Annotated in this window: 8 protein-coding genes and 1 pseudogene; 7 read left to right on the top strand and 2 right to left on the bottom strand. The window is 34.6% G+C overall.

Going from position 1 to position 14,817, the window contains the following annotated elements; all coding sequences use genetic code 11:
* Positions 1–85: 85 nt before the first annotated feature.
* From AC23MB_RS05825 to AC23MB_RS05815, 3 genes are all read left to right on the top strand, one after another.
* Positions 86–1,801 (top strand): sensor histidine kinase, encoded by a 1,716-nt coding sequence (locus tag AC23MB_RS05825; protein ID WP_487786743.1) that lies wholly within the window; start codon positions 86–88, stop codon positions 1,799–1,801.
* Positions 1,802–1,804: 3 nt separating this feature from the next.
* Entirely contained in the window at positions 1,805–2,458 is a 654-nt protein-coding gene (locus tag AC23MB_RS05820; protein ID WP_312323529.1) for a LytR/AlgR family response regulator transcription factor, read from the top strand.
* Positions 2,459–2,566: 108 nt separating this feature from the next.
* Complete coding sequence (locus tag AC23MB_RS05815) at positions 2,567–4,582, top strand: LamG-like jellyroll fold domain-containing protein (protein ID WP_487786742.1); 2,016 nt, start codon at positions 2,567–2,569, stop codon at positions 4,580–4,582.
* 387 nt (positions 4,583–4,969) lie between these two features.
* Here AC23MB_RS05815 and AC23MB_RS05810 read toward each other — a convergent pair whose 3' ends face one another.
* Positions 4,970–6,520, bottom strand: a complete 1,551-nt coding sequence (locus AC23MB_RS05810; RefSeq protein ID WP_313028554.1) for a recombinase family protein — start codon at positions 6,518–6,520, stop codon at positions 4,970–4,972.
* Positions 6,521–6,528: 8 nt separating this feature from the next.
* Positions 6,529–7,407, bottom strand: a complete 879-nt coding sequence (locus AC23MB_RS05805) for an IS982 family transposase (protein ID WP_487786741.1) — start codon at positions 7,405–7,407, stop codon at positions 6,529–6,531.
* 510 nt (positions 7,408–7,917) lie between these two features.
* On the opposite strand from AC23MB_RS05805, the pseudogene AC23MB_RS05800 reads away from it, so the two are divergent.
* From AC23MB_RS05800 to AC23MB_RS05785, 4 genes and pseudogenes are all read left to right on the top strand, one after another.
* A pseudogene (locus AC23MB_RS05800) lies at positions 7,918–7,995 on the top strand (TetR/AcrR family transcriptional regulator); the annotation flags it as partial.
* Between the two features lie 18 nt (positions 7,996–8,013).
* The gene (locus AC23MB_RS05795) at positions 8,014–8,388 is read left to right on the top strand and encodes a hypothetical protein (protein ID WP_374329096.1); all 375 of its coding nucleotides are present in this window, start codon (positions 8,014–8,016) and stop codon (positions 8,386–8,388) included.
* A 40-nt stretch (positions 8,389–8,428) separates the two neighbouring features.
* On the top strand, positions 8,429–9,286 hold the full coding sequence (locus AC23MB_RS05790) for a tail fiber domain-containing protein (protein ID WP_487786740.1): 858 nt from the start codon (positions 8,429–8,431) through the stop codon (positions 9,284–9,286).
* Between the two features lie 83 nt (positions 9,287–9,369).
* A complete protein-coding gene (locus tag AC23MB_RS05785; protein ID WP_487786739.1) occupies positions 9,370–14,808 on the top strand; it encodes a beta strand repeat-containing protein in 5,439 nt (1,812 codons plus the stop codon).
* Positions 14,809–14,817: the final 9 nt, after the last annotated feature.

Raw genomic sequence — 14,817 nt, 5'->3', positions numbered from 1 at the left:
TATTAGAAAAGTCGGTTAAGTTTAGATAAATTTGATATTGTTATAAAATACCTTTATTTTGTAAATTGATTTACAGATTGTCAAAATGAAAAAAATAATTCCAAAAATTTATATAATTCCAAAAATATTCGGATTATGTTTTTTGTTGAGTTTTATTTTTATAGATGCTAATGACAAAAATCCAATTCAATATTCGCACCAGCTCATTCGCCAAAATAAAATTGATTCTGCAATTGTTTACATTAATCAACACATTTCAAAATCAAAATCCGAAATCAGCAAAGCCTTTTTATATGTAGAGCTTGGAAATGCCTACAAGCTGAAGCAAGAGTATGAAAAATCTCCCGAGGCTTATAAAAATGCACTTCGGATTTTCAAACAGAAAAAACTTTTGCAGGAAGAGTTTTATGTTTACACACATCTGGCAGAATTTTACAGATACCGCAGATTGTTCAAAAAAGCTGAAGAATATTTTAGTATCTGTGAAAACATTTTAAGAAACCACAAAATCAAGGATTTGTATCTCATAAAATATTACAACAGGAAGGCCGCTCTTTTTTCAAAATATAAAGTCAATTCCGACAGTGTCCTGATATATTCACAGAAATCTTTGGTCCTTTCAAGAGAATTAAAAGATTCTGAAAACGAACTGATCTCTATGATGGAGATTGCAAATATTTACGAAGGCAGGAAAAATTACCGAAAAGCTATAGAGCAGTTACAACAGGTTATTAACTTGGCGAGAAGAAATTCCAATATCCAGTTGCAATCCGATGCGATGATCAATCTTTCCAGAAATTTGGATTTGACCAAAGATTATGATGAGTCAATCAACGTCGCTATTGCAGGTTATCATCTTTCCGAGGCAAATAAACTCAGCTATAATCAACTTGTTTTTGCGGATCATTTGCAAAACGTCTATGAGAAAACGGGCGATTATGTACAAGCTCACAAATACCTGAGAATCAGATTAAACCTGACAGAAGATTATTATCACAAATTGTATGATGATAAAGTTTTGGAATATGAAGAACGTTTTAAAATTGCCGAAAAGGAAAAAACAATCGAAGAGAATAAAAAGCTTCTTTTGCTAAAGGAAGAAGAAATCAAAAGACAGAATCTTCTAAAATATGCTATTCTTTTTGGATTGATTGCAATTCTGATTTTCACTGTTATCTTGCTTAATTATGTCAAGATTATCACAAAGCAAAATAAGAAATTGACCGTTGTTTCTCAGCAGAATGAGTTCCTGGTTTCCGAAACGCATCATCGCATCAACAATAATCTTCAGCTTGTGAGGATTTTGATTGATAATGAGCTGAAAAAGAATTCTAATGATGATCTGAGTAACAAGAGAATCATTGCGAAAATCGATTCTTTGGGGATTTTGCATCGTCAATTGTATGATAATCAAGACAAGAAAAATCTGAATCTGAAATCGTTTTTATTGGAAATTAAACAAAATCTTGATTTCCTGTTTGTTGAAAATCATATCAAAGTTAAGTTTGATGTGAAAGATTTGGTGATTCCTGTCAATAGCGTGATGTATCTCGGATTGCTGGTTACAGAGCTTTGTATGAATTCTATGAAACACGCTTTTCCGAATCAGGATAATAAAAATATAGATCTCAAAATTGATACTGACGAAAGTAAAATCTATTTTCAATACGAAGATAATGGCGAGGCGAAAAATGAAATCACGAAACTGAATCTCGTGGAAAAACTCTGTCGTCAATTAAAAATAGAATATAGAATCGATTTGGAAAATGGTTTTAAGTTTAGTTTTAATATGAAATTGTAGGTTGTGAATTTTATCAAAATTTTAATTGTTGAAGACGAGGTTCTGATTGCAGATTACATCAAAGATATTTTGGAGAGCAATGGTTGCGAGGCTATTTCTATGGCTCATTCTGTGAAAGAAGCTCAGGAAAAAATGGAAATAATGAAGCCGGATTTGATTTTGATGGACATCAATCTGGAAGGCAATCTGGAAGGTATAGCGCTGAGCCAACAAAAAAGTGAAGATTGCAGTATCATTTTTATTACTGGACAGACTGATTCTAAAACGATAGAAGATGCACTCAAAATCTCTCCAGAATCTTATCTCACAAAACCAATTAGAGAAGTGGATTTGCTGACTGCGATTAAAATCATCATCCAGAAAAAACAAAAGCAATATGTCTTTGTGAAAGATGGTTACAATGATATTAAATTAAAATTGGACGACATTATTTACATCCAATCCGATCGAAATTATCTTGATATTATCACTACAAATTCTAAGTTCACTATCAGAAATACTTTGCTGGAGTTTTCGAAAGAATTGCCTTCAACCTTTAAACAAATCCATCGTTCTATTTTTATAAACTCTTCTTTTTTGGAAAAAATATCATCCGATGAAGTGGTTGTAAAAAGCTTTAGACTACCACTTTCTAGGAATTTCAGACAAAATTTATAGTCAATTTTTTCCTTTCATCTACAAAGTTCTGCATTTCGTCCCAGTTTTATATTATGTCAAATTAGCTGTGATTATTTTTGCTTCAACAATTAGTAAAAATAAACGATTATGAAAACTTTTTTCCAAATGGTTTGTCTGGGAGTTTGCCTATTTTTAGGTATTCCTATCTCAGCTCAAACAATCTTAGTAGATAATCTCAACGCACCTTATGATGTGATTGCAGATCAGGATGGTAGCATTTACATCAGTGATACTGGAAACAGAAGAATTATTAAAACCAATGCCGACGGAAGCAATCCCATTGTATTGAATACTTTTTCAGGCAATGTTTACGGTCTTTTGATCAGTAATAACAAATTGTTTGCTCTGGTTGGCGGAAACCTAATGAAAATGAATCTCGATGGGACTAATCCAGAAATTATTGCACCTGCTCCGGGTGTTTATTATCTAACGTCTGGTAATGATAATCATATCTATTTTATAGGCAATCAGAGTAAAAATCTTCAAAAAGTAAAAGAAGATGGAACTGGCCACACTAACATTGCTAGTTTGATAAGTCCTATGGGTATTACCTATGATCCAAATTTGGATTTGTTATATTACACGGATAATGGTGCAGTCTATTCCATAAAAAAAGATGGTACGGATAGACAATTACTGGTAAACGGATTCTATAATCCTCATAACTTGAGATTAGATTCTTCTGGAAATATATACCTCGCTGTTACAAGCAGTAATTGGATTAGAAAAATATCAGCCGATAGAAAAACAGTGACGACATTTCCAAACACAACCTTGAATGCTCCAACTTCTACATTTGTAACAAAAAACGGAAGGATTTTAGTTGCTGATACTTGGGGTGCAAAAATCCGATATATAGATGCGCCCGCTGCAACTACTCTTAATTTTGACGGGATTAATGATTATATCTCGGGAACAAATTCTTTTCTACCACAAGGTTCGGCAGAAAGAACAATAGAAGCTGTTATAAAAGCGCCATCAGTAAGAACAAGCCCTTATACATCATCCGCGATTTTCAATTATGGAACTTACGCTAACTCCAAAAGATTTTGTTTAATGCTTTCTAATGGCAATTTGGCCTTTGTTGGCGAATTTAATGATACAACTAGTCCATACAATTTACGAGATGATCAATGGCATCATGTGGCGGTAACGCTAAAAAATAGTACAATAAAGTTATATGTGGATGGTGTACTTGTGCAAAGCGCGACGATGAATCTAAATACAACAGGTACTTCATTTCTCATTGGAGGTAGCCAGAGAAACGGTATTGATGAACACTTCGAAGGCGATATAGATGAGGTTCGTATTTGGAACAGAGCACTCAGCGAAAACGAATTGAAAAATAGCAAAAGCTGTGAAGTTGCCAATCCAGTTTCTCAGGATGGATTGGTGAGTTATTTCAAATTCAACCAAGGGAACAATGAAGCTGATAATAGCGCTGTGACCACATTGGTAGATGAAACAGGAAAAAGTAACTCCGTAACATTGAATAACTTTGCATTGGCAGGAACAAAGTCCAACTGGCTATTGGCTTCTCCAATTGTAACAGGTAATTCTTGTCCGCAATATGTTTCGCCACTTTCTTGTGCAACAGTAACACTTCCTTCTAATGGAACATCTCCAAACGGAGTTCCTACTGTGAGTTGGCTAGCAGTAAACGGAGCGACCAGCTACAAAGTTTTCGTAGGAAAATCCTCTGGAAAATATGATTTAGTGTCAGCTTATGTCACATCAACAACTTATCAATTACAAGGTTTAGAAGAAAATACAACTTATTTTGTAAAAATTGTTCCAGATAGTTCTACTGAAACAGCCATTGGTTGTTCGGAATCTTCTTTCACTACAGGTTCATTTTTGTCTATTAATGATTTGAATAAAAAACTGATTAGCATTTATCCAAATCCATTTGTAGATGTTATTAATATATCGAACCTAGATTCTATCGCATCAATTTCTATTAATGATAACTCTGGAAAAACGATTAAGAATCTTAAGCCTGAAAAATCATTAAACCTATCTTCATTATCAAAAGGATTGTATATTATCAATTTAAAAATGATGGATGGAACTACAAAATCTTTCAAAGTCATCAAAAAATAAAACAAAACCATCAGAACCCAAGTTTTGAAAAGGCAGCTCTCGGGCTGTCTTTTTTCATTATTAGATATGTTTAGAGAAAAAAGTAAGATAACATCAAATTTTTGTGAATTAAATTGAATGGACGATCTTGTATGAATTAGAAAATATAATATTATTTTCCAAATGATAATAAGTTTTCGGCAAAAGCATTGTTTTAATTTTTATTTACTCAACAATATACTTCAATGTACCAAGTTTCATCTTTGTATAAACGCTATTAACTATACACAAATTAAATACTGGAGTTAAAATCTTTATGATAAAAAGGGAAAACCAATCGAAGTAAAATGAAGTTAAACGATTCCAATTTCGATTATTTCAAATATATACAATCATCTTGCAAAAAATTTATAACTGTAAAAAATTAAATTCTAAATTAGGAAGAGGTAAATCCTTTTTAATTTGGCTCAAACGAACCAAATCATCCATAAAAGTGTTTGAAGATACGCTCGTCAAGGTCACAAGACCGACATTTGTAGATTTTTTTCTCTTATGTCGGTTTTTTTTATTTCCTAAGCCGTTGTTATACTGATAGATACATTGAGCGACAATATTCATTTTAGGTGTTTGAAAACTTTTTCCGTCAAATTCGACTTTTTGAGGAAATATCAAACACCCTATCGTTCTTTTTGTCTGTAAATCACCCTGTTGATAGAGATTTGCAAGGTTTTCCATTGAGTCGAGAGCATTTTCTATTTTTGTTTTTATATCAAGTATTTTACTCTCTGAAACAATATGCTGGAGCTCTTGTTCCAGCTGTTCAATTTGTGCTTTTGTTATTTTTTTTACCTCTTTGTAATCTTGTTCATCTAATTTATCTGCAAGATATTTATCTCTTGCATTAGCAACTTTCTCATTCAACTCATTAATCTCTTTTGATATGGACTTCCTTTTTGCATCTATATCAAAGGTGAATTGTTTGTAGTTATCTAAAAGTATATCTTTCATCAAATCTTTGATGATAGGATTGTATTCCAATTTCGAAATTTCCAATTCGAATAGTTCATTTAATCGATCTGAATCAAAACGAAATCCGTATTTATAATGGCAATGATAATAGTAATACGTTTTAGACTTTCCTTTAGCCCCACTTGCCGTAAGATTTTTGCCACATCTTGGACAACGCAAAATTCCACGTAATGGAAAACGTTCATTTTCTAATACTCTTCCGCCCGGTCCTTCTACTCTTCTTTTTTTGTCCATAATCTGTTGAACCTGATTAAACAGTCTTTCTCTAATCAGTGGTTCATGTTTTCCATCAATGTAATAGGCCTCTTCCTGTTTATATTCCTCAATATATATTTTACCACAGTAAACCGGATTTCTCATAGCTTTTGCAAATGCACTTCTTGACATTGAAGCACCCTCTCTTTTGTTCATCTGCAATCGAACATGATCTGCGGGAATATGTCCTTTTGCAACCTCGTTAAATGCCCAGGCTATATTAGATCCTTCTGGCTCTTTGATGGCAATATACTTTTTGCCATCTTCATGGCTTCTATTGATATATCCATATGGAGCAATTCCCATCAATCTACCTTCATTTTTTGCTCTCCGCATACCGTGAAACGTGTTGAGTGCCCTTCTGTCATTTTCTACCTCCGGAGTGGATACATAAATCGCAAGCATAAGCTTGTTTTCAGGAACAGACATATCCAATGGCTGTTCAATAGATTGAGGGATAATGTGATTTTTATGAAGTAAACTTATCATTTGATAAGCATCTGCTGTATTACAACTGAATCTGTTCCACTTGGTAAATAAGACTAAGTTGATTTTATGGCTTTTGTCTCTTATTTCAAGAAGGTATTTTTTCCACTCAGGGCGATTAAAACTTTTCGCTGAATGATCTTCATAAATTACTTTGTTGATCGATATATTGTTATTAGCACAACCCATTGTACATTTTAAATGATACTTACTTTTAAGTTGTTAATGTTTCTGTTGAAGTATTCTTTGTTCATAAACTGTACAACTGTTAATGCTGTTATTTTGGCCAAAAGTCTGGTTTTAAATCCTTGAAAAGTTTTAGCATAATTACGTCTAATCATAAATTGGTCGCATTGTTGAGAGAAGAGTGTCTCAATCCTTTTTCTTTGCTTTTTAAATAAATAAAATTGGGGTTTATAGTCTTTTTGATTCACTCTTTTTGGTGTTTCCAACTCTATATTTGCATAGTTGAATAAGTCAATTTGAATTTCGGAAGATAAATAGCCTTTATCACCCAGTAATGTGCAATTGGATAATTGTTCTTTAATGTCTTTTAAATAGTGAATATCATGAACGTATGCAGGGCTAATGTTTATACTTTGAAAAATACCACTAATATAACAAACCGCATGAAGCTTATAGCCATAAAATGAAATTTGCTGAGAAGCACAAAATCCTCTATTTGGATAGCAATATTCCATCTCTTTACATATTTTTGAGGTGTTGCTTCTGGAAAGTTTACAAACTTCTAAAGGCATACTGTCGATGATAAAGTAATTTTCAAACTCATTAAAATATTGAACTAACTTTAAACGAATTTCATTTATACTATCAGAAAGTCTTCTTTTGCGAGGATTATAAACACTTCGTTCTATTTTATTTTTAATTACTTGAGGAATATGACGAAATAGATGATTTTCACTATCAATACCCATATATTCTGTCGTTAATGCGAGACTTATTAATTCTAAATCGCTTAGTTTAGGAATTCTTCTTTGGTAAGATAGAAGAGTTTCATTTGATAATTTTTTCAAAACTTCCAAAATTCTTTCGTAATTTGGAAGTAAGTTGTTCATTGTAAATGTTTTGTAGGTAATTCAATTTACTGATTTTCAATCAAATGAACAACTTTTTACTTTTTAATTCATAATGCACAACGGGTAAGATTGTTTATCTATTTGTATCTTTCATTTTTATGTCATGACGCTTTATACCTTAGAACGATTTTTGCAGATTGACAACAGTGAAAATATCCATAATATGATTTCTGATCCCTCATATTTTAATTGAAATAAAACTTTGAAGGACTATTTTTTTTTTTTTAATCTTAATACTTTTTTGTACAAATTTTATTAATATATTTCTATAACCTGCGTGATCATTGTTTATATTCTAATAAGAAATAAGATCGGATTAAATTAAAAAACAACACCTTGTTATGTAGAAATTTAAAGTTCTAAATGTTTAAAAAAAAAACAGACCAATATGTTCGATTTTTGTTAAATTTGTTAAAAAAAATAATGCAACTTCCACGGGAAAGAATTTTAATAACTGCGAGTGATTTATTTGACTGACAAGGCTTCAGTAATACAGGAATTAACCAGATCATACAGGAAGCTAATGTTTCTAAAGCCACATTTTATGCCCATTTCAAGTCGAAAGACGATTTGTGTATAGAATTTTTGGAGAGAAGATTTGATTACTGGGTTGCAGAGCTTGAAAAATTTACCGACGGATCTCCCAGTCCTAAAATTAAAATTCTCAAGTCTTTTGATTTTCTGATGCATATGAATGAAAAAGAAAATTTCAGAGGTTGCAGCTTTCTAAATATACTTTTTGAAGTCCCCGAAGATAAAACAGAAATTCATTATATTATCAGAGAGCATAAGAGGAGATTAAGAATTTGTTTTGATAATGAAATCAATGATGAACTTCTGTCTGCACATATTTACCTGCTTTTTGAAAGCTGCATCATTACCAGCAAGATTTACCGGTCCAATGAACTCATTGAGAAATCTAAAAGTATCCTTTATGATAGCTTAAAGCATTTAAACTGAAAAAAATAAACTACTAAAAACTACTAAAAACTATTACATTATGAAACACACGATGATTCTGAGCTCATCTCGCAACACATTACTTAATGCACCTTTTTTAGTTGCATTTTTTTCCGGCTCGTTCTTATTTTCCCAAGTAGGAATCAATACTGTAACACCTAAATCCACGTTAGAAGTTGTCGCAAAAACCGATGGTACTGCACAGACCGAAGGCCTTATGATACCAAGACTCACTGGGGATCAAATCAAGACAATGACTAACAACCTGCAATCAGGAACAGAATCTCTGATGATATATGCCACATCAGCCCCTACGGTTTCTAATGCAAGCGTTGCAAAGATTATCCAACCCGGTTACTATTATTGGAATGGAACAATCTGGGAAAACATCGGCGGAGTAAATTCCAATATTTATACAGCTGATGGAACAATTACAACAGCTTTGGCAGCAAGAAATGTTGACTTGAACGGTAAAAATCTAATTTTTTCGGGGATTGGAAGTGTCGGAATCGGAACTAATACTCCCTCTCCTTCTGCTAAGCTAGATGTTGCAGGAACGGTGAAAGCCAGCGCTGTGGACTATAATTCGGATGCAAGATTAAAACAAAACATCACTCCGATTTCTAATGCAGATGAAATAATATTAAAACTAAATCCTGTTTCTTATTTCTGGAACGAGAACGGAAAAAAGAAAGGTGGAAATGCCCAGCTTCAATACGGGCTTATCGCTCAGGAAGTAGAAAAAGTACTTCCCAATATCGTAAACAGCGATTCGGAAACCTATAAATCGGTAAACTATAACGAACTGATTCCTATTTTACTGAAAAACGCTCAGGATCAGAATATCAAAATCAAAGAATTACAAAAAGAAATAGAACTCCTGAAAAAAGGAAAATAATCCAAAATTAATTCTGTACAATCTATTTATTCAGTTGAAGTATAACTATTCTTCAATTCTTTTTATAATGTAATTCTCATCAAATGAAACTAAAACTATATCTCATTTTCTTTCTGGCTCTCTGTCAACAGATCCTTGCACAAAGCGATTATTACTGGGTTGGCGGTGCAGGCTCCTGGAGTGACCTCAACCATTGGCGGATCGGCTCGTCAACGGGACCACAAGCGACTATTATTCCTTCCAGATATGATAATGTTTTTATTACCAATTCTAGTGGGTTTACGGCATCTATGGCTAGTATCTCCAGTTCGTCAGCAATATGTAAAAATTTTACTGTTCAGGATGGCTTTACCGGTAATTTTACACTAACCGCTGGTATTCGTATCTACGGAAATGTACAATGGCGGAAAGGTGCTTATCTATCAGAGAATACTGGTATGACGCTAATGTATGATAATACACAGATCACACCCAATCTTATAGATATACCCTCGGATATCTACTGGATAAATAATACTTCTTACGAATATGGTGGTGGTTGGGGTAATACTAAATCGGCGTATGTTTTTCTCACAGGAAACGGAAAATGGAAACTGATCAATGACCTTGGCGGTGAACATTTCGATATGATATTGACGATACAAGATAACGCTTCGCTGGATACCAATAGTAAAAATATTACTGTAAAGAAATTCAATTACACTTCAAGCACCGTTTCTGATTTCGGAAATATCGTCATTAACACAACCTTTGCCAACATCAACGATAAGGTTAATCTTTCTAATTCCACAATCGATAATACTACGCACAGTTATTATAGTAATTATAATATTAATAGTCCTGGATTGACCTTTACAAAACAACAGACCGTAAAAAAAATTACTTCGAGTTCCAATATGTACAAGCCGGTAATTAGCTCTACAATAGGAGTTTTGAATGTTGATGAAATGGTAATGAACAGTAATGCAACATTTAGTGGTTTGATTTCTGTAAATAATCTTAACCTTAATAATTTGATTTATTCTTTAGACAATACTAATATTAATTACTATCTTCAGATAAACCAAAGCTTTACCGCCAATGTATCTTGTAAAGGAATATCGCCGTCACTTGGGATTTCGAATAATGGCTATATTTATAAAGGAAAAATAATAGCACCGAAAGGCGTGGCAATGGATTTTCCCAATTATACCTTTACCAACATTAATGCAGGCGGAGGGGCTAACTATACTGCCGCAACAGACGGTGGCGGAAATATCGGCAATATTACCTATAACAATTACACTTCCCATACGTACTACTGGATAGGCGGAGCCGGCAACTGGTTCGATCCTTCTCATTGGTCTTTGACCTCTGGAGGTACACCTGCAAATTGCGTCCCGATGAGATGGGATGATGTCTTTTTCGATCAGAATTCCGGGACAGGGCTAATTGTTTCTGCAAGTAATGGTCAAAATGCAGAATTCCGGGATATGAAATGGCTGAATGTTCCTGGAATCCCACAATGGAATGTATATACCGCAACCTCTTATGGCAGTGTTTACCTGCAAAAGAATATGCAAATAAATACAACCAATACCAGTTTTAATTTCTCAGGAACATCTTCATCTGCGAATTATTATATAAGCTTCGAAGGAAACACTATGGCATATATTACTGTTAATGGAGTGGGGAATTATTATCTGGTTGCTCCCAATACAGCTGGTGATTATCATTTAAAATCCATTGGAGCCTTTAATTTCAGTTCCAATGGGGCAGCCAATCTTTTTGCTGATAACAGTAAAATAAGTGTTCAGCAAATGACTTTGGGCGGGAATTCGGTTTCAATAAGCAATTCGGATATTACTGCAACCAATATTACTATTTCCTCTATACAGGCTATTAATGCTCAAAATACTACTGCCCGAGTTGGCGGAGTTACAGTTAATAGTGATACCAATAATCATTTCATTGATACTATTATTTTTAATGGCACTGGAAGCGTAGGTGTTCGGGGAAAAATTTCTGCCAATACGATGCAGGTCGTAAGCGGAACAGATTTTCTTCTTAACGGGTATAATACATCCAATTCTACAATTTCTACCAAAAGCTTTATTCACAATGGAACCGGAGGGATAATTTTCGGTAATTACGGTTACAGTCCCTCTTTCTCTGTTACCGATGTATTTCTTTTTAACAGAAATGCCTGTTCTTCTATGCAGAATATGAGCGGGATCTCATCTGCGCAAAAGGGAAAATTGGTGTTGGGAAGTAATGTCAATGGTAACGGAATTGTTCAGCTCAACAGATTAAATATAACCAATATAACGGCGAGTGGAGCAACTGTATTAGCAGATAATTCTATTGATAATGGGAACAATACAGGAATAACATTTACAGCACCTACCGGAAAAAACCTGTATTGGGTTGGTGGTGCAGGCAATTGGGATGACGAAACGCACTGGTCTTTGGTAAGCGGCAGTACAGATTCTGCCAACCGTTGTGGTACACCTACGATATATGATAATGTCTTTTTTGATGCCAATTCAGGGTTTGCAGGTAATGGTAATACAATTTTACTGAACAGCAACGTTTTTGTAAATGATATGACCTGGACTGTTCCAGCGCCTGCAAGTGTTAGACTTTATATGGGTACTTTCTCTATTAACATCAATGGTAATCTTAGTTTACAGTCTAATTTTGCAGTAGACGGTTATTATGGAGACGGTTACAGGAATTGGAGTTTCATTAACCAGGGAAAACCGGCAGGTATCACAAAAACAATTAATACAGCAGGAATAAGCGGCATCACTTCAATTAATTTTACAGGAAATGCTATCTGGAAAGCTACCAATATAATAAAATCAAATCTCAATCTCCGGCAATATACTGGTGCGACATTAGATTTTACAGGTATTACAGTACAAGCACCGGCTATGTCCTTTGCCGGGGAAAAGCTTATACTGAATAACAGTACAGTAAATACTAATTCTATCATAGTAAATACCGTTCAGCCAATACAGGATATCAATAGTGTTATTAATATTACACCAGCATATTACCAATACCTGGCATCAAGCTTTAATGCGCTTAATCATTATATCGAAAAGATAAATATTACACCTTCCTATCAGGATAATTCCTCTAATTCAGGATATTATGCTACTTTTAGTTTTCCACAAGGTACAATCAATGAACTTAATATTCTTCCTTATTCTGGTTCCACTGCTTATGCAGGGCCAGGGTTTCGTACATTGGCTCTTGGAAACTTAAATAAAGTAAATACTCTTAATATTAGCGGGAAAAATACGATTTCCCTTGGAAATGATATCTATGTGCAACAAAAAATGAATCTGATAGGAAACTGCTCTTCCGATAAGCTGGCAATAATTGGTAATGATGCATCGATTAAAAAAATTATTATCCCTAGCTATAACACTATTGACTTTAAAATTACCAATACATATCTTAGAAACCTATCGTCATCCGGAGGTCAAACCTACGAAGTAAGTGCTAGTATTGATGCCGGTAATAATGCGGGTTTTAATTTCAATACTATTCCCGCTGCCAGGGATCTTTATTGGATAGGAGGACAAGGTGATTTTGATGATGCACAGCACTGGTCTTTAACTTCGGGAGGAACACCTTTAACCGATTGTTTTCCACCGCGTGCTACGGATAATGTTTTCTTTGATGTCAATTCCGGATTTACGGCTGAACAAAACAGGATATATATATCAGCTAACAGGAATGTAAAGAATATGACATTTGATAATGCTCCTAATAAACCCATTCTACATTTTGGAACAGATCCTTATCGGGTATATTTATTATCCATAAACGGAAATCTTACATTACAAAGTGATGCAACTGTTAGTGTACCAACCGGATCTACAGTTCCTTTCAACATTATAATGCAACAGAGCGCAACTCCGGGAATTACCCGATATATTGATACCAAAGGGGTCAGCACACTAATCAGTATCGCTGCTACCCAGGATTATTTTGAGCTTCAGAGTGATTACTATGGCGGCTTGACAGGAACGAATGTGAAAAGTTTTAAAACCAATAATTATTCTTTGACTACAGTAAGCACCTCCAAATTTGAATTAATTTATCCTCAGAATATAGGTCCTGTACTAAACTTTGGACAATCAGTTGTTAATAGTCCTATCTTTACTATTGATTCCTACAACAATTACCCGGTAACGATAAATGCCATCGATTCTAAAATAACAACGGGTAACTTCTATGTTCGTGTAACAAATGTAAACAACTTCGGAGATGTGACGATAACAACGGCAGGTACATTAAATGGTGGAACTCCTGTTCATAATTTCAATAAAGTAACTTTCCTTGGAAGCGGTACACTATCATCAAAAGGCAATTACAAAACTTTATATTTCAATCCCGGAACATATACCATCGCCAGTGGACAAACGGTAACAGAAAATCTCTTTATGACAGGAACTTCATGTAATAGGATTAACGTGAGCAGAACAGCTGCTTCCGGTCAAACTATCATCAATCTTGATCCGGCAGCTGCTTATACTATATTTTACGCATCTGTAAAAGACATAAGTTTTTCACGTCCTGTCAGTGCTTATGGAAATAGCCAGGATTTGGGTAATACAACTAATCTTACCATTGTGCCTACCAATGTTCAGGCAGCAGGTTTTGGTGGCAACAAAACACTTTGTGCTTCAGAATTTCCTAAAACTTATGATGCAGCAGCATTATACGGAACAGATCCAAATGCATCATATACCTGGACAAAAATTGGAGCACCGAATGCCGGAGTCATCAGCACTTCGCCAATGGTTACTTTTACCCAGCCGGGAAATTACAGTGTAAAAGTGGTGTATGCTCAGGATGGATGTAATATTACAGAAAACTTTACGATTTCGTCCGTTGCCTTGCCTGCAGACAATACCTCTACGGCAGCATTAAATGCACTACAGCAGCCGACAGGTGATGTTACGGTAACCTTCAAAGGAAGCCTTACGAACCAAATTTATATTTTCACGTATAATATCAATAATGGTGCAGATATGGAGGTGACGTCTAACTCAAGCGGGGTGGCTACTATTGACCATCCCAGAAATATTGCAGGGACTTTTGTATATCGTTTGAAAAGTATCCGCTTTGCCAGCGGTATGGCTTGTCCAGCGATTATCAGCAACAAGAATGTTGTGGTTTATATTAATCCCGCATGTACGGCGCCAGGTGTTGTTCAATTATACGGAACAGAGTTGAGAGGCTGTACAACAAATATGGGAGCAAGACGTTTGGCAGAAGTATTACCGGTTATTATTTCAAACCCACCTGTGGATGAAAATCAAGCCCGATTGATTCCGGGAAGCGGAATTGTTATCAAAGAAGGGCCAGATGTTTTTTTATTGAGAAATGTAAGCGCTTCTCCAGAAATATTAACAGGATTACCGGCAAGCAAACCTCATATTCAGGGAGCAATTATTTATCATAACGACCATTTCTATGAAGGTGTAGAAAACGGCAGATGGATAAGGATTGATAATGATTAAAAAAGGGCT

The sequence above is a fragment of the Soonwooa sp. T0.1_25 genome (genome assembly GCF_057652215.1).
This window is presented reverse-complemented; position numbering and strand designations above follow the sequence as displayed.

Excerpts from the sequence above, each read along its gene's own strand:
- AC23MB_RS05785 (WP_487786739.1), top strand. The coding sequence starts at position 9,370 with ATGAAACTAAAACTATATCTCATTTTCTTTCTGGCTCTCTGTCAACAG.
- AC23MB_RS05805 (WP_487786741.1), bottom strand. The coding sequence starts at position 7,407 with ATGAACAACTTACTTCCAAATTACGAAAGAATTTTGGAAGTTTTGAAA.
- AC23MB_RS05790 (WP_487786740.1), top strand. The coding sequence starts at position 8,429 with ATGAAACACACGATGATTCTGAGCTCATCTCGCAACACATTACTTAAT.
- AC23MB_RS05825 (WP_487786743.1), top strand. The coding sequence starts at position 86 with ATGAAAAAAATAATTCCAAAAATTTATATAATTCCAAAAATATTCGGA.
- AC23MB_RS05810 (WP_313028554.1), bottom strand. The coding sequence starts at position 6,520 with ATGGGTTGTGCTAATAACAATATATCGATCAACAAAGTAATTTATGAA.
- AC23MB_RS05815 (WP_487786742.1), top strand. The coding sequence starts at position 2,567 with ATGAAAACTTTTTTCCAAATGGTTTGTCTGGGAGTTTGCCTATTTTTA.